Raw genomic sequence first — 16477 nt, forward strand, 5'->3', positions numbered from 1 at the left:
CTGACCTGTCATCAGAACGAGAATAAACATGTTTAAACCGGAACTCCTTTCCCCGGCGGGAACGCTGCAAAATATGCGTTACGCTTTCGCCTATGGTGCCGACGCCGTCTACGCGGGCCAGCCGCGCTATTCGCTGCGCGTGCGCAACAACGAATTCAACCACGAGAATCTGCAGCTCGGCATCAACGAAGCGCATGCCCTGGGCAAAAAATTCTACGTGGTAGTCAACATCGCGCCGCACAACGCCAAGCTGAAGACGTTCATCCGTGACCTGAAGCCGGTGGTGGATATGGGGCCGGACGCGCTGATCATGTCGGATCCGGGTTTAATCATGCTGGTTCGGGAGAACTTCCCGGAGATGGATATTCACCTCTCCGTGCAGGCTAACGCCGTGAACTGGGCGACGGTCAAATTCTGGAAACAGATGGGGCTGACCCGCGTCATTCTGTCGCGTGAACTTTCCCTCGACGAGATTGAAGAGATCCGCACCCAGGTGCCGGATATGGAAATCGAAATTTTCGTTCACGGTGCGCTGTGCATGGCCTACTCCGGGCGTTGCCTGCTCTCCGGTTACATCAACAAGCGCGACCCGAACCAGGGCACCTGCACCAACGCCTGCCGCTGGGAATATAATGTCCAGGAAGGCAAAGAGGACGATATCGGTAATATCGTCCACAAGCATGAGCCAATCCCGGTTACGAACGTTGAGCCTACGCTGGGCATCGGCGCGCCAACCGACAGCGTGTTTATGATTGAAGAGGCCAAACGTCCGGGCGAGTACATGACCGCCTTTGAAGACGAGCATGGCACGTACATCATGAACTCAAAAGATCTGCGCGCCGTCGCCCACGTTGAACGTCTGACCCAGATGGGCGTGCACTCCCTGAAAATTGAGGGCCGCACCAAATCCTATTACTACTGCGCGCGTACCGCACAGGTGTACCGCAAAGCGATTGACGACGCGGCAGCCGGTAAACCGTTCGACACCAGCCTGCTGGAAACCCTAGAAGGTCTGGCGCACCGCGGCTATACCGAAGGTTTCCTGCGTCGTCATACCCATGACGACTATCAGAACTACGAGCACGGCTACTCCGTGTCCGAGCGTCAGCAGTTTGTCGGCGATTTTACCGGCGAGCGCAAAGGTGCGCTGGCCGCCGTGGCGGTGAAAAACAAGTTCACCAAAGGCGACAGCCTGGAGCTGATGACCCCACAGGGCAACATGAACTTCACGCTGGAACACCTGGAGAACGGCAAAGGCGAAGCGATTGAGGTTGCGCCGGGCAATGGCCATACCGTCTGGCTGCCGGTACCGGAAGAGGTGGAGCTGGAGTTTGCCCTGCTGATGCGTAATTTCAACGGTGAAAGCACCCGAAATCCGCATAGTAAATAGTCAACCAGGGAAATTTTTTCGCGCCGGGAAAATTCTTAGAATCGGATCACATACCGCTTCGTTCAATACGGGTATTATCCCCAGCGCTGAAAAACATAACCCATAAATGCTAGCTGTACCAGGAACCACCTCCTTAGCCCGCGTAATCTCCCTTACGTGGGCTTATTTTTTTCGCTTTAATAAAACCATTTGTTCTTACTCTTGCTCACATATTCACCACATCATTATAAGCACCGCATTTGCGCAGAAAGCTCCCCACAAACTCAGCGCTAATAAACCAGCACCCTGTTTCGTAAGATACGAGATAACGGGTCGCTATTGCTGCCTGGGCATCAGGAGACCCAAACCGAGACATGCGCGACTTAAACACGGGAAAATTGCGAAAAAGGGCATAAAAAAACCGGCATATTGAGTGCCGGTTTTATGGATTCATTCAGGCGTCAATTCTGCCATGAAATGATGTCGTCCAGACCTGAGAGCAGGTCTGGAAAATAGCTTTCATCAATATCGAAGGAATCCTCAAGCGTAATACTGTCAGCATGGTTTTCAGGCTTCAGTACCATGCTGACGCCAACAGCCCCCGCAAAATGTGCCTGATGAAACTTAAGCATAACCTGCTCAAATGCCGAGGTTAAATTAATATCCTTAAATTTCGCCCCTGTTTTTAAGGACTGATGGAAGCCATGGATATCATGCCTGAACTGCTCTAACTGTCCGACAAAAAACTCTGCAGCAAACGCTGTTTTTAAGGCAGGGATTGAGAATTCAACCCATACCATAATACGGCTATAAGCTGGCTCTTCGGGCTCAGTCAGCCTTTCATAAGGCGTTAATTTAAGGTGTCTGTCACCGCTTGTGATGTCTATCATGATCCCCCCTTACGGCATGTACTGAAAATGCATGATAGTCCAGTCAGTTTCTCTGACCAAAACCTCAAGACGATAAGACTTATAAATATAAGTGCCTTTATTTTGCCTGTCTTCCACAAGCTTATACATACGCGCTTCGTACCGGAAAAGCCCAGGCTTTTTTAGTGGGTCTGGCGTTCTGGTACCATAGCGAATGGCCTTTTCCTGAATCTGTAACGGCACATAACGACCTGGGGTCAGCATGTGTTTTGCCGATGACTCGCTCATCCTGAGGGCGCGCGCTGATAAGCCTAATTTAAGGCGGCCACGCAAGAGACTGATGGTAGCCTCACTGAGCCTCACCGTTACGGCGGTTTTGACACCACTCTCCAGTAACGCCTTACCTGCCCGAAAAAGACGAAATGCACCAAAGGCAATTAAAGCGAGGTCTGTTGGGTCAATCAGTGGGGCTTCTAATGGCGCTTCTTCCAGCCTGACAAACATGCCGTCGGCATCGTAAATCTGCCATAAACCGGGAGCCTGTGCGACAGAATAACCAATACACATCCCGCTTTCGTCATCAACAATGGGTTTTGAGTTCAGTGGAGGGTTGCGGGGGCGAAATTCGAAATATTCACCGGCGGGCAATGTTGACTGGAAGGTGTAGAAACGTCCTGGCGCGTCTGTAATTAATCCAACGCTCATTGTCATGATTTCCTTTTAGGCTAACTTGTGGGGTCATCATAATGGACGTTTTTACTTCAATCTACCTTGTCTGGCAGTGATGAGCACGATGTTTATGACGACAAGGGGTTCTTTGTCTGGATATAAACTGCATATTTTTGTCATTACGCTGACAGGCTTGATGAGCATCGTTTATTTCCTCTCGACATGGATTTCGCTTTTATTCGGCCCCGTTGACAATTACACGCCGCAAATAACCTCTTTATTGGGTCTAGGATTTTTCTGTCTGAACATCATGTGGATGAATACATCGATTTTTTACCGTTCCATTGCGCTAACGCTACATAACCGTGTCTGGCGTAAGCAATTGAAAATTGAGGCAAAGCAAATGTCAGGGCTCAAACGATAACCGCAAGTGACAGGAGCATGCTATGTAAGCGCTACGGCTTCGTTTGGCGGTATAACGGCCCCGCTTACGCGGCCTTATTTTTCCCTTTCATCCTGTTCTTACCCGCTTTTTTCCGCACTGCTATACACTCTTACTAACGCTAAAAAAGGGAGCAGCGAGGATGGCAACCTATCCAGACAGTTTATTGATTCTCAATGGTAAAAGTGCAGGCAACGATCTGCTGCGTCAGGCAATCACTGATTTGCGGGAAGACGGGGCGCGGATCCATGTACGGGTCACGTGGGAAAAAGGCGACGCGGCACGGTATATCCATGAAGGCCTGACGTTGGGTGTCGAAACCATTATCTCCGGCGGCGGCGACGGCACCATCAATGAGATCGCCTCTGCGCTTGTCGACCTGCCCAGCGAAGACCGTCCGGTGATGGGCATTTTACCGCTCGGTACCGCCAATGATTTTGCCACCAGCGCTGGCATTCCGGAGGAGTTGAGTAAAGCCCTGCAACTGGCGATCCTTGGCAAAGCTACCGCCGTGGACATTGCGCAGGTGAATGACAAAACCTGCTTTATCAACATGGCGACGGGCGGGTTCGGCACGCGGATCACCAGCGAAACGCCGGAAAAACTCAAAGCGGCGCTGGGCGGTGTCTCTTATCTGATCCACGGTCTGATGCGCATGGACACCCTCAAGCCGGACCGCTGTGAAATTCGCGGCGAGGATTTCCAGTGGCAGGGAGACGCGCTGGTGATTGGCATTGGCAACGGTCGTCAGGCAGGCGGCGGGCAGCAGCTTTGCCCGGAGGCGCTGATTAATGACGGTCAGCTTCAGCTGCGTATTTTCACCGGCGACGGCCTGCTGCCCGCGCTATTTACCACGCTGACGCAGCCCGAAGAGAGCCCAAACATTATTGCCGGAAAATCCGCGTGGTTCGAAGTGAATGCCCCGCACGGGATGACGTTTAATCTGGATGGGGAACCGTTGAGCGGGGAGCATTTCCGCATAGAGGTATTGCCCGGCGCGCTGCAGTGCCGGTTGCCGCCGGATTGTGTGCTTTTGCGCTAATCCCCTCACCCCAGCCCTCTCCCAAAGGGAGAGGGAGAGTGAGGCGTCAGGCGATCGTCACTTTGCTGTCCAGATAGACATCCTGAACCGCATTGATGAGCTTCACGCCATCCGCCATCGATTTTTTAAACGCTTTGCGGCCGAGGATCAGCCCCATACCGCCTGCGCGTTTGTTGATAACCGCCGTGCGCACCGCGTCAGACAGGTCAGTATCTCCACCCGCCGCACCGCCGGAGTTAATCAGCCCGGCGCGTCCCATGTAGCAGTTCGCCAGCTGGTAGCGCACCAGGTCGATCGGGTTATCGCTGGTCAGCTTGCTGTAGACACGGTCATCGGTATAACCGAAGTTCACCGCCTTATAGCCGCCGTTATTCTCGGCCATTTTCTGCTTCACGATGTCAGCGCCAATGGTTGCGGCCAGGTGGTTCGCCTGACCGGTCAGGTCAGCTGAGACGTGGTAATCCACCCCGTCTTTTTTAAATGCGGAGTTACGCAGGTACGCCCACAGCACGGTCACCATCCCGAGCTCATGTGCGCGTTCAAAGGCAGCGGAAATCTCTTCAATCTGACGACGGGACTGCTCAGAGCCGAAGTAGATCGTTGCCCCAACCGCTACTGCGCCCATATTGAACGCCTGCTCCACGCTGGCGTAGAGGGTCTGGTCATATTCGGTTGGGTAGCTGAGCGTCTCGTTGTGGTTCAGTTTAACGAGGAAAGGAATGCGGTGGGCATAACGCCGTGAAACAGACGCCAGCACGCCATAGGTAGAGGCCACACAGTTACAGCCCGCTTCAATCGCCAGCTCAACAATGTTCTTCGGATCAAAGTAGAGCGGATTGGCTGCAAAGGAGGCGCCTGCCGAGTGCTCAACGCCCTGGTCAACCGGCAGAATCGAGAGATACCCGGTACCGCCCAGCCGCCCGGTATTATAGAGCGTCTGCATATTTCGCAGCACGGCCGGTGGACGGTTGTTATCCACCATCACGCGGTCAACGTAGTCGTGGCCGGGCAGATAAAGCTGGTCGGCTGGAATGGTCATACAACGATGCTGTAAAAGGCTGTCGGCGTCTTTGCCAAGCAACTGCGCAATATCAGTCATAGCGATGCTCCCGTAATTCCGACGTCATGTCGGTGAGTGTTTATCCAGACCCACATTTTTATGGGCAGACTAAGCCTGGTACCGACTTAACAGATTTTCCAGCATTTGCATTTTTTTTCAGCACAATCTGCTGGCTCGATTCGTGTACAACAAAACTGTTACATTGATCAAAAAATCACCACAAAGGTATTTAAAAGGTATTATTGAATGGTATGTTAAAGGCGTACTCTCACTGACATGCAGGATTAAACAATGAAAACGAAAGTCCAACTGTCATTCATGATGTTTGTTGAATGGTTTATCTGGGGAGCGTGGTTTGTGCCGCTGTGGCTGTGGCTGAGTAAAAGCGGCTTTACCGCCGGGGAGATTGGCTGGTCCTATGCCTGTACGGCCATTGCGGCGATCCTGTCGCCTATTCTCGTCGGCTCGCTGACCGACCGCTTCTTTGCCGCTCAGAAAGTGCTGGCTGTGCTGATGTTTGCCGGTGCCATTCTGATGTACTTCGCCGCACAGCAAACCCAGTTCAGCACCTTCTTCCCGCTGCTGCTGGCCTACTCTCTCACCTATATGCCCACCATTGCGCTGACCAACAGTATTGCCTTCGCCAACGTCGATGACGTGGAAGCCGATTTCCCGCGTATTCGCGTGATGGGCACTATCGGCTGGATCGCCTCCGGTCTGGCATGCGGGTTCCTGCCGCAGATGCTGGGCTATAGCGATATCTCTGATACCAATATTCCGCTGCTGATGACCGCAGCCAGCTCTGCCCTGCTGGGCGTGTTTGCCCTGTTCCTGCCGAATACGCCGCCGAAAAGTACCGGCAAGCTGGATTTCAAAGTGATGCTCGGTCTGGACGCGCTGATCCTGCTGCGCGACAAAAACTTCCTGGTGTTCTTCTTCTGCTCTTTCCTGTTCGCGATGCCGCTGGCCTTCTATTACATCTTCGCCAACGGCTATCTCACCGAAGTGGGGATGAAAAACGCCACCGGCTGGATGACGCTCGGCCAGTTCTCTGAAATCTTCTTTATGCTGGCACTGCCGTTCTTCACAAAACGCTTTGGTATTAAGAAGGTCTTACTGCTGGGCCTGCTCACGGCCGCCATCCGCTACGGTTTCTTTGTTTACGGTGGCGCGGAACAATACTTCACCTATGCGTTGCTGTTCCTCGGCATTCTGCTGCACGGGGTGAGCTACGACTTCTACTATGTAACCGCATATATCTACGTGGATAAAAAAGCGCCGGCGCATATGCGTACGGCTGCGCAAGGCCTGATTACGCTGTGCTGTCAGGGATTTGGTAGCCTGCTGGGTTACCGCCTGGGCGGCGTGATGATGGAAAAAATGTTCGCTTACAAAGAGCCGGTGAATGGGCTGACCTTCAACTGGGCCGGAATGTGGACATTCGGTGCGATCATGATTGCCGTGATCGCCGTGCTGTTTATGCTGTTTTTCCGCGAATCGGACAAAGAGATCACCGCAATTGAGGTGGTTGATGGCGATGCTGCGCTGACACAAGGGGAAGTTAAATGAAACAAGAACGTATTCTCGGTGCTCTTTACGGGCAGGCGTTAGGGGATGCGATGGGTATGCCCTCCGAGCTGTGGCCAAGAAAGCGCGTAAAAGCGCACTTCGGCTGGATCGACCGCTTCTTACCCGGCCCGGCAGAGAATAACGCGGCCTGCTATTTTAAGCACGCGGAGTTTACCGATGATACTTCGATGGCGCTGTGCCTGGCCGATGCGATTATCGAATGCGACGGGGAGATTGACGCGGATGTCATCGGCAAACACATCCTGAACTGGGCGCTGGATTTCGATGCCTTTAATAAAAACGTGCTGGGTCCCACCTCAAAAATCGCGCTTAACGCCATCCGCGACGGCAAACCCGTCAGTGAACTGGACAACAACGGCGTGACCAACGGGGCAGCGATGCGGGCTTCCCCGCTGGGCTGCCTGCTACCGGCGACGCGGCTGGAACATTTTGTCGGGCAGGTCGCGCTGGCCTCCAGCCCGACGCATAAATCGGACCTCGCCATCGCCGGAGCCGTGGTGATTGCCTGGGCGGTTTCGCGCGCCATCGACGGTGAGCGCTGGCAGAACATCGTCGATGCCCTGCCCGGCATTGCCCGCTACGCACAGGAGGCGAATACCACCACCTTCAGCGCCTCGCTGGCGGCTCGTATTGAACTGGCGCTTAAGACTGTGCGGGAAGCACACGGCATCGACTCCGCCAGCGAGCAGATTTACCAGCTTATTGGCGCGGGCACCAGCACCATTGAGTCCGTTCCGGCGGCGATTGCGATGGTGGAGCTGGCCGGCACGGACCCTAACCGCTGCGCGATTTTGTGCGCCAACCTCGGCGGAGATACAGACACCATCGGGGCGATGGCAACGGCCATCTGCGGGGCACTGCACGGCGTGCAGGCGATTGACCCGGCGCTGAAGGGTGAACTCGATACCGAAAACCGGCTCGATTTTGACTACTATTGCGAAAAACTGCTGCACTACCGGGAGCAAAGGGAGGGCGTATGAGTACGTTAGCCCAACGTCTTGAAACATTACAGGCCACACGCCCGGTCACGGTGCTGGGCGCGGCGGTCATCGACGTGATCGCCGACGCGTACGCCCTGCCCTGGCGCGGATGCGATATCGAGCTGAAACAACAAGGGGTGAATATCGGCGGCTGTGCGCTGAATATTGCCATCGCCCTGAAGCGGCTCGGCATTGCGGCGCAAAACGCCCTGCCCGTCGGCCACGGCATATGGGCGGAGATCATCCGTAACGCCATGGCAAGACAGGATCTGCACAGCGCCGTGGAGGCCGAAGCGGGCGATAACGGCTGGTGTCTGGCGCTGGTAGAGCCTGACGGCGAACGCACCTTTATGTCGTTTAGCGGCGTGGAGAACCAGTGGCAGCCGCACTGGCTGGATGGGCTGAACGTCCCACCGGGTAGCCTGGTGTATTTGTCCGGCTATCAACTGGCATCGCCATCGGGCGAACTGCTTACACGCTGGCTGGAGTCGCTGGAAAACGTCACCGCGTTTATCGATTTTGGCCCCCGCATTGCCGATATTCCCGACGCGCTCATGGCGCGGATCATGGCCCTGAAACCTATCGTGTCGCTCAATCGTCAGGAGGCGCAGATTGCCGCGGAGCGCGCTGGCATGGACGTTGATACTTTAGGCGTGCAGTGGCAGCACCGTTATGGCGCCGCGCTAATTATTCGTCACGACAAAGATGGCGCAGCCTGGTATGAAGGCGACGCATCGGGTTATGTTCCAGCGTTTCCCGCCACCGTCGTCGATACCATTGGCGCAGGCGACAGCCATGCGGGCGGTACGCTTGCCGGTCTGGCGGCAGGATGGCGTCTGGCGGATGCCGTGACGCTGGGAAATGCGGTGGCGGCCTGGGTGGTCAGCCACCGCGGCGGGGATTGCGCGCCGACGCGCGAGGCCTTACTCCTCGCACACAAAGACGTATAGGTCGCTGCGACAGTAGCTGATGCTGTACTCAATCGGCCGGTGCTGCTGGTCAAGCGCAACCTGCTTGATCACCAGTACCGGTATTTTGTCATCCATACTGATATGCGCCTGAAACTCGCTGTCCGGCATCCGGGCGCTGACCCGGGAGCGGGTGCGTTGCGGAAAGATATTCTGGCTACGGAAGTAGTCGTACAGCGAGATGCCAATTGCGTCCGGGTCATGAATTAACTCAACCGGAACCCAGGACTCCTCAATCGACACCGCGTCATCGTCAACATAACGAATGCGCTTAAGCAAGAATACCTCGCTGTCCGGGGGTACCGACAGCTGGCTGGCCACCTCTTCCGGACACTTCACCACCCGTTTATTCACCCACAGCGTGTTAGGTTTTTTACCACGCAGCACCACCTGCTGGGAAAACCCGCGCGCTTCCTTGAGCGAATATTCAAAAATGTTATTGATCTGTGTCCCGTACCCCCGGGCGCGCGTTACCACGCCCTCTTCTTCCAGCGCCTGCATCGCTTTGCGCACGGTAATGCGCGACACCCCGGTTAACTGGCTCAGATCGCGCTCGCCGGGCAGAATATTCCCGTGCTCCAGCACTCCGCTGCGTACCGCATTTTTTACCGTTTCGGCAAATTTCAGATACAGCGGCATGTTGTCGGGCGCGGCGATCCGTTCATTCAGTTGAGCGATTAACCGGGTATGCGCTTGTTCCATCTCTGTTTTCTCAGGCGTGGTGTTTCCTGCCAGTATACTGGCTTACCACCATGCATGAAAATGATGAACCGGCCCAATACCGTGACCCACTTCCAGAGTATCGGCTTTTGCCAGCGCGGCCGAGAGCCACGTTTTGGCCTCGCGTACCGTATCGTCCCAGCTGTTGTGCCGTGGACGCAGCGCCGCCAGCGCGGCAGAGAGCGTGCACCCCGTACCGTGGGTATTTTTGGTATGCACGCGCGGGGCCGTGAAACGCAGTTCACCGTCGCGGGTAAAGAGCCAGTCCGGGCTTTCATCGTCATCGAGATGGCCGCCTTTCATTAGCACCGCGCCACACCCCATCGCCAGCAGGGCGTTCCCCTGCTCTTTCATCTCACGTTCGTTCTGCGCGTGTGGCGCGTCTAACAGTGCGGCCGCTTCCGGCAGATTTGGCGTAATCAGCGCCACCTGCGGCAGCAGTTTCTTGCGCAATGTCTCAACAGCAGAGGCAGAGAGCAGCGGGTCGCCGCTTTTAGCCAGCATCACCGTATCCAGCACCACATTTTGCACCTGATAACGTTGCAGCCGCTCGGCCACCGCTTCGACGATATCCGTTTCTGCCAGCATCCCAATTTTGGTGGTGTCGATGCGCACATCGCTGAATACCGAGTCCAGCTGTGCACCGACAAAATCAGGTTCGATACGGTAGACCGACTGCACGCCACGGGTGTTTTGCGCCACCAGCGCGGTGATCACCGAGCAGCCGTAAGCGCCAAGAGCCGAGAACGTTTTCAGGTCGGCCTGGATACCTGCACCGCCGCTTGGATCGGTACCGGCAATCGTCAGAGCATTAATTCGTTTCATGCCTGTGCCTCCAGGTTGTGCAGCGCATCAAGGAACGCGCTGGCAAAGCTGCCCGGCCCGTGAGACTGCGCAACGGCGATCGTTCCGGCACGCTTCATCCATCCGCAGGCAGCGGCAACATTATCCAGCCGCTCCCCCGGCAGGGAACAACTCGCCGCCACCACCGCCGAGAGCGCACACCCGGTGCCCACCACGCGGGTCATTAACGGATCGCCGCCCACAACCGTTCGGGTGCGCTGGCCGTCGGTGACGTAATCCACCTCCCCCGTCACTGCCACAATGGCATTGGTCTGGCGAGCCAGCGCCTGCGCGGCGGGCAGCGCGGCAGCGGCGGTGTCGGTGGTATCCACACCGCGTCCCCCAGCGCTCATCCCCGCAAGGGCGAGAATTTCCGACGCATTGCCGCGAATGGCGGCTGGTTTCAGGGCAAGGATTTGATGACAAAAGCGGGTACGGAACGCCAGGGCGCCCACCGCAACCGGGTCGAGCGTCCAGGGCTTGCCTGCCGCCACCGCGCTCTCAATAGCCCGACGCATCGACTGGGCGCGGGGGGTGGTGAGGGTACCGACGTTAATCAGCAGCGCATCGGCCATCCCGGCAAACTGCTCGGCCTCTTCGGCTTCAATCACCATTGCCGGAGAAGCGCCAAGCGCCAGCAGAACGTTGGCCGTAAAGGTTTGCACGACATCATTGGTCATACAGTGCGTGAGCGGGGAACGGGTTCGGAAGTGATGTAAAACGTGTAAATCGAGCAGGTCAGGCTGCATAGGTTCGCTCCTGCCTTGCGTGAAGAAGCGATGACCAGGGGAGGCATCTGACTTCCCTACGCTGGCATTATCCAGATCAGGTAATACGGGTATTTCTCAGCCTTCAACGAAGAAGGGCACCCCGAGTCAAAATACTTTTAAAACAAATAGTTAGATGCAAACATTTGCTTGAATTTAGTGTAACCGTAGCGAAGGCCACGGTGCAAGGGGTTTCTACAAGGCCAGTCGCATGCAGCATGTGGCCGCAGCTTATCGTAGGGAGATCATTCCTGTATTTTTTAGCTATACGTTTCGCGATAATTAAATCATTGTTACCTAAACACGATAAATTCGTTGTTTTTAAACCGTTACAACATGATATTTTTTCATGTGGAAAATATTTTGCAGAGGCAATCATAAAAGTTTCATTCAAAACAAATAACGAAATCAATAGAAAGGAAAACCAAAAGACGCTTTAAATAAATTAATTAAACAGGCGTAATAATGTAATTTTTTGACGAAAACAGATAAGCAAGATTAATGTATTCTTAGTTTTACCCAAGAACGCCCGTCAATCCCCATAAAAATTAACTCCTTGTTTTATAATGAGTAGATCAATCCGCTCTCAAACTCCCCTTTTTAGCCATGCGTGCCAGTATTGATGAAGATCAATAAATAAAACGTGAATATCCGGGATAGTTGCTGCGCGTTACAAAAAAAGTGATTTAGAAAAAATCACCGTAACCTCCTTTTTTAAATTAAATATAACAAGACGTTATATCCTCCCGCCAGGATAGCGAAATAATTTTATTGATGAGAGTTTGGAAATGAAATGTATTAAAACCGCCGTATCTGTTTTTATTTTAACTTCTGTTCCTGGCACAGCAGTTCTTGCCTCTACCTCGCCGGTTACATCCAGTTGGGGGGACGCATATATTTCCGCAAAGAATGAGCAATTTACTGCCACACCTGTTATTACCCTGCCGACGCAACAAACACCGGTTGCACCACAGCCAGTATTATTAGCCCCTCACCTGGACGGGCAGCATATTGAGCCTGGTCAGGCGCCCACGCCTGTTCTGCCGCCGCAGAAAACTCTCGTGAAACAAATTGCGGTTGACCCAATACAAACCTCTGTTGATGATTCTGCAACGGCGTTGAAAACCGCGCAGGCAACACATTTAGACGGTCAACACAACCAGGTCATTAATGGTCGTGATGGCCGTCCGGGCAAAGACGGCGTGACGACGATTATCACCCGTAATGTCACTGATACAGCCGCCGTTAAACAGATCAATACGCTGACTACGCAAACAGCCGGGCAAGCACAGGAGCTCAACGCGGCCCGACAAATGCTTATTCAGCAGCAAAAAAGTTCTAACGCACAGTTTAAAAGCTTTAAAGACGACGTGGACGATAATAAAAAAGAGTCCCGTAGTGGAATCGCCGGTGCCGTTGCTATCGCTTCAATGCCGCAAGTCGAGCGGGATCAAACGTTTATGGTGAGTGCGGGTGCCGGGACTTTTCATGACGAAAGCGCCGTTGCGGTAGGCGCGTCCTTCCATGCGGGTGAACATGCCATTGTGAAAGCGGGTGTCACCACCACAACGAATAACGATTATGCTGTAGGGGCGGGTATAGGGCTTGGCTGGTAATTAAAAACAACCACATAGAGTAAAACCATTAATCACAAGTTGCGTTTAAATTCCTGAAATAATTTAGATATCTGCTCTTGCAATGACATGCTTTGTTTATATCAAAGCAAGAGCGCAATTAAATGATCTACTGGGGTGTAAAATTAAAATCATTTACTGGTCATTAGCGGTGATAGTTATTTTAATGACAGTTATTATCATCACAGCATATATTAAAATCGAGACATTGGCGTAATGAAAAAAAAGATATTTACTGTAGTCATACTCGGCATAGCGTATTTTCTCGGTGGATGTGCAACAAAGGCGTCAAGGATGCAGGAGTGTCTTAATGAAGGCATTTCTAAAGACACCTGTTATCTCGCAGAATCACAACGCCAGGCAGCGATCAGCAACGCGTCGATGAATGCGGCTTTTGCGAATGCGGCTTATGCGGTGCAACATGCACAAATGACGCATAAGCACAGAAAAGAGCTTGCTCATTCAGGATGTACGCAGGTTGAGGAAGCTAACGGCGAATGCACTGCAAATTCAGATAAAAGTCAATCGCGTGATTTAAAACAGCTCTCCCGCGAGGCCGAAGCGGTAATGAACGGTACCATCGATGACGGTGCGGCATTCCTGCTGGGGCAAGGATGGAAACCAAACAACGGTAAATGGCATAAACAGGGATATACCTTAACGCTGGTGGTTGAAAAGGGAATTGTTGTGAACAGCCAGCTGTCAAAATGATGATCTAAACCGGCAACAATAAAGGGGTGAATGCCCCTTTATTGCAAACTCACCATGCGAATGAACGGGAAGTCGTCACTCCAGCTGCCAGGCTCCGGCTTCGAATAATAACGCTGAGCCACCCCAGGCAAATACGTTTATTTCCCTTCGCCCTGCCTCAGGATAAATTCGGCTGCTTAAACACGCGTCGCCTTCATTGACAAAAACTTCCACGGATGAACTGTCGAAGAACAGACGCAGATTAAGCGTATTATCCAGGTTCAGCGCGACGCTTCGTGTCCCGCACAGGCCATACTGCGGATAGTTTCGCTCAAGAACCAGACGCTGCATTTGAGCATCCACGTAGACGCGCAGCCCCTCTCCCAGACTCATGCCGTACTGCTCGGCACTGCTATTGGCACAATCCCACTGCAGAATAACCTCCATCGCGTCGCAGCGTTCCACCAGAGCCATCTGCTGATGAGTCAGCGTACTGACCGGCCAGGGGAACCACGCTCGCCGGAGGCCTTCGACCTCTCTGGCCGGTCGCATTTGCAGACGGTTATCCGCACTAAGCGTCAGTTCGCGCGGTAAAGAGAGCATGCCTGCCCAGCCGTCCTCCTGTTCCGGCTGGGAGGATTCCCACATGTCCAGCCAGCCGATAATGATGCGGCGACCATCAGGCGTGAGGAAACTTTGTGGCGCATAGAAATCATGCCCGCGATCCATCTCCACAAACTCACCTTCCCGCACAAAAGGCTGCCCGGGCTGCCACTCGCCCAACAGATAGCCGCTCTGGAAAAGATTACGATTTTTGAATCCTTCAGCGGCCATCCCCTGAGGCGAAAACATCAGCACGCGTTTGCCATTGAGCATGAAAAAGTCCGGGCATTCCCACATGTAGCCCATCTCTTTTTCAGCCACCGCCAGCACGCCCATATCCTGCCACTGGCGCAGATCTGCAGAACGATAAACGCGCACCTGGCCCGTCTCACCGTCCCGCGCACCGACAACCATGTACCAGCTCTCCCCTTCACGCCACACCTTCGGGTCGCGGAAGTGATGCAGGCCTGGCGGGGTATCAACGATCATTCCCTGCCGGACAAAATGAATGCCGTCACTGCTGGTCGCCAGACATTGCACCTGGTAGAGATTCGCCTCATCATCAGGATCGCCGTGGAATTTATGTCCGGTGTAAATCAGCGCCAGCGTATCGCCATCCACCACCGCCGATCCGGAAAAACAGCCATCCTTGTCTTCAGGCCCTTCTGGCGCCAGCGCAACGGGGAGATGCTCCCAGTGAACTAAATCCTTGCTGCGCGCATGGCCCCAGTGCATAGGCCCCCACTGGGTGGAGTACGGATGATGCTGGTAAAAAGCGTGATACCAGCCGTCAAACCAGACCAGGCCATTTGGGTCGTTCATCCAGCCAGCGCGCGCAGCGAGGTGGTAACGCGGATACCAGCGCAGATTGAGCCCTTCGCGTCTGGACTGAAGTTCCTGCTCTGCTTTAGTAATTGAATACGTCATTTCTCTACTCTTTCGATCAGATGGTGGAAGGTTGCGGCATGAGCGGGTCAGAAGAGGATTTACCCGAGCGCAACAGGAAGATGGAGATAAACGTGGTGCTGAAAACTAACAGCCCCATAATGAGATAGGACTGGGCGAAGCCGTATTTCTCATAGCTGTAACCCGCCAGCGGCGACAGGACCGAGGCGATCACTGAGCTGGTACAGGCAAAGCCCACCAGATAGAGGGTGGAAGAGAGCCGTTTATCAAAATGTAAGCTGTTGTATTTAAAAATTGAGACCAGCAAAACGGGCAGTTCGACCGCGTGCAATAGCTTGGTAATGGAGATCAGTACCGGCCCCTCAACCAGCCCCGAAGCCACCATACGCATCGCCATCACCATTCCCGCAAAAATCAGGCCATTCTTTGCGCCAAGGCGATTCACCAGCCATGGCGCGCAGAACATGCCCGCCGCCTCAAGGAAAACCTGGAAGGAGTTGAGATAGCCATACATGGCGTTTCCTTCCTGTAACGTCGGGAACTGGGAGGAGAAATAGACCGGGAACTGCTGGTCGTAAACGCCATAAATACAGGTGCCGATAACAAAAAATACCAGCGCCCAGAACCGCGGCAGCGTCAGCAGACGCAATGCATCTTCCAGCGTGACTTTACCGCCTGACACCGCTTCCTGCATGGCGTGCGGGGCGGAAGAGACCCTGAGACGCGCCAGCAAAACAAAAAACAGCAGTCCTGCAGAGCTTGCGACAGCGAAGTTCAGCTTCGGATTAATGTTAAACAGAAGTCCCGCGAAAAAGGTTGCCACCGCCCAGCCAAGCGATCCCCACATCCTCGCCTTGCCGAACTCAAACTGGCTCTGGCGGGCGACACGCTCGGTATAGGACTCCAGTACCCCTATCCCACCGTTAAACGTCAGGCCGATATAAATCCCGCCGAAAATACTGCCGAGTAAAACGTTAATCTGCAGCAGATAACCAAACAGCAAAAAGGCCGGACCAGAAAGAATGAGCAGGCTGGTCAGAAACCAGAGCAGGTTCTTGCGCAGACCAAGTTTGTCCTGAATGAATCCATAGCAGATTTGAGCGAAAAGCGCGGAGACAGAAAGCACGGCATAGATAATGCCGGTGTCGCCCGCTTTTAAGCCCACCTCTTGGTGGAGCCAGATGGAAAGCAAAGAGCCGGAAGAAGACCAGGTGACAAAAAAGAAAAACAGTAATGCGCTCAATAAGGGGTAGCTGTGAGAGTGATGCGTTTTCATCATGACATTCTCATGTTGGAGTAATGACAAAATGATAACGTTAACATTG

The 16477-nt window shown here is 53.8% G+C and carries 15 protein-coding genes and 1 riboswitch; of the genes, 7 read left to right on the forward strand and 8 right to left on the reverse strand.

All coding sequences use genetic code 11. The annotated features are described in order from the left end of the window. Positions 1–28 precede the first annotated feature (28 nt). Positions 29–1390 carry a prephenate-dependent tRNA uridine(34) hydroxylase TrhP gene (trhP, locus tag AX755_RS19475; protein WP_040022494.1) on the forward strand — a complete coding sequence of 454 codons (1362 nt, stop codon included), beginning with the start codon at positions 29–31 and terminating at the stop codon, positions 1388–1390. A gap of 440 nt (positions 1391–1830) precedes the next feature. Here trhP and AX755_RS19480 read toward each other — a convergent pair whose 3' ends face one another. Together AX755_RS19480 and AX755_RS19485 are read right to left on the reverse strand one after the other, a co-directional pair. Continuing rightward, positions 1831–2259, reverse strand: coding sequence for a WapI family immunity protein (locus AX755_RS19480; RefSeq protein WP_224085087.1), 429 nt, complete (start codon positions 2257–2259; stop codon positions 1831–1833). Between the two features lie 9 nt (positions 2260–2268). Further along, the gene (locus tag AX755_RS19485) at positions 2269–2949 is read right to left on the reverse strand and encodes a hypothetical protein (RefSeq protein ID WP_231883370.1); all 681 of its coding nucleotides are present in this window, start codon (positions 2947–2949) and stop codon (positions 2269–2271) included. A gap of 542 nt (positions 2950–3491) precedes the next feature. On the opposite strand from AX755_RS19485, the gene yegS reads away from it, so the two are divergent. Continuing rightward, on the forward strand, positions 3492–4391 hold the full coding sequence (yegS, locus tag AX755_RS19495; protein ID WP_038420159.1) for a lipid kinase YegS: 900 nt from the start codon (positions 3492–3494) through the stop codon (positions 4389–4391). 46 nt (positions 4392–4437) lie between these two features. On the opposite strand, the gene fbaB is transcribed toward yegS, so the two are convergent. Next, positions 4438–5490, reverse strand: a complete 1053-nt coding sequence (fbaB, locus tag AX755_RS19500) for a class I fructose-bisphosphate aldolase (RefSeq protein WP_008500869.1) — start codon at positions 5488–5490, stop codon at positions 4438–4440. Between the two features lie 252 nt (positions 5491–5742). On the opposite strand from fbaB, the gene AX755_RS19505 reads away from it, so the two are divergent. From AX755_RS19505 to AX755_RS19515, 3 genes are read left to right on the forward strand one after another with little or no spacing between them, the layout of a single operon-like run. Then, complete coding sequence (locus AX755_RS19505) at positions 5743–7020, forward strand: nucleoside permease (protein ID WP_013097908.1); 1278 nt, start codon at positions 5743–5745, stop codon at positions 7018–7020. After that, positions 7017–8021 (forward strand): ADP-ribosylglycohydrolase family protein, encoded by a 1005-nt coding sequence (locus AX755_RS19510; protein WP_062857276.1) that lies wholly within the window; start codon positions 7017–7019, stop codon positions 8019–8021. The genes AX755_RS19505 and AX755_RS19510 overlap by 4 nt, the downstream gene beginning before the upstream one ends. Then, entirely contained in the window at positions 8018–8971 is a 954-nt protein-coding gene (locus AX755_RS19515) for a PfkB family carbohydrate kinase (RefSeq protein WP_062857277.1), read from the forward strand. Before AX755_RS19510 ends, AX755_RS19515 begins: the two co-directional genes overlap by 4 nt. On the opposite strand, the gene AX755_RS19520 is transcribed toward AX755_RS19515, so the two are convergent. Genes AX755_RS19520 through thiM form a run of 3 tightly spaced genes read right to left on the reverse strand, consistent with a single transcriptional unit; the run spans position 8945 to position 11301 of the window. Continuing rightward, positions 8945–9691 (reverse strand): GntR family transcriptional regulator, encoded by a 747-nt coding sequence (locus AX755_RS19520; RefSeq protein WP_013097911.1) that lies wholly within the window; start codon positions 9689–9691, stop codon positions 8945–8947. The two genes, AX755_RS19515 and AX755_RS19520, sit on opposite strands and share 27 nt — an antisense overlap. 42 nt (positions 9692–9733) lie before the next feature. Beyond that, positions 9734–10534 carry a bifunctional hydroxymethylpyrimidine kinase/phosphomethylpyrimidine kinase gene (thiD, locus tag AX755_RS19525; RefSeq protein WP_038420163.1) on the reverse strand — a complete coding sequence of 267 codons (801 nt, stop codon included), beginning with the start codon at positions 10532–10534 and terminating at the stop codon, positions 9734–9736. Beyond that, positions 10531–11301, reverse strand: coding sequence for a hydroxyethylthiazole kinase (gene thiM, locus AX755_RS19530; RefSeq protein ID WP_038420165.1), 771 nt, complete (start codon positions 11299–11301; stop codon positions 10531–10533). The genes thiD and thiM overlap by 4 nt, the downstream gene beginning before the upstream one ends. Positions 11302–11337: 36 nt before the next feature. Next, positions 11338–11435: riboswitch (TPP riboswitch) on the reverse strand. Positions 11436–12107: 672 nt separating this feature from the next. On the opposite strand from thiM, the gene AX755_RS25200 reads away from it, so the two are divergent. After that, the gene (locus tag AX755_RS25200) at positions 12108–12935 is read left to right on the forward strand and encodes a YadA C-terminal domain-containing protein (protein WP_082824532.1); all 828 of its coding nucleotides are present in this window, start codon (positions 12108–12110) and stop codon (positions 12933–12935) included. A gap of 234 nt (positions 12936–13169) precedes the next feature. Beyond that, on the forward strand, positions 13170–13664 hold the full coding sequence (locus AX755_RS25615) for a hypothetical protein (protein ID WP_181033775.1): 495 nt from the start codon (positions 13170–13172) through the stop codon (positions 13662–13664). 75 nt (positions 13665–13739) lie between these two features. Here the strand turns inward: AX755_RS25615 and AX755_RS19550 are convergent, their stop codons facing one another. Continuing rightward, positions 13740–15173 (reverse strand): glycoside hydrolase family 32 protein, encoded by a 1434-nt coding sequence (locus AX755_RS19550; RefSeq protein ID WP_062857279.1) that lies wholly within the window; start codon positions 15171–15173, stop codon positions 13740–13742. 16 nt (positions 15174–15189) lie between these two features. Next, positions 15190–16431: an MFS transporter gene (locus tag AX755_RS19555; protein WP_020690161.1), complete on the reverse strand. Its 1242-nt coding sequence runs from the start codon at positions 16429–16431 to the stop codon at positions 15190–15192. Positions 16432–16477: the final 46 nt, after the last annotated feature.

This window comes from Enterobacter sp. SENG-6 (assembly GCF_001605945.1).
Lineage (GTDB): Bacteria > Pseudomonadota > Gammaproteobacteria > Enterobacterales > Enterobacteriaceae > Enterobacter > Enterobacter cloacae.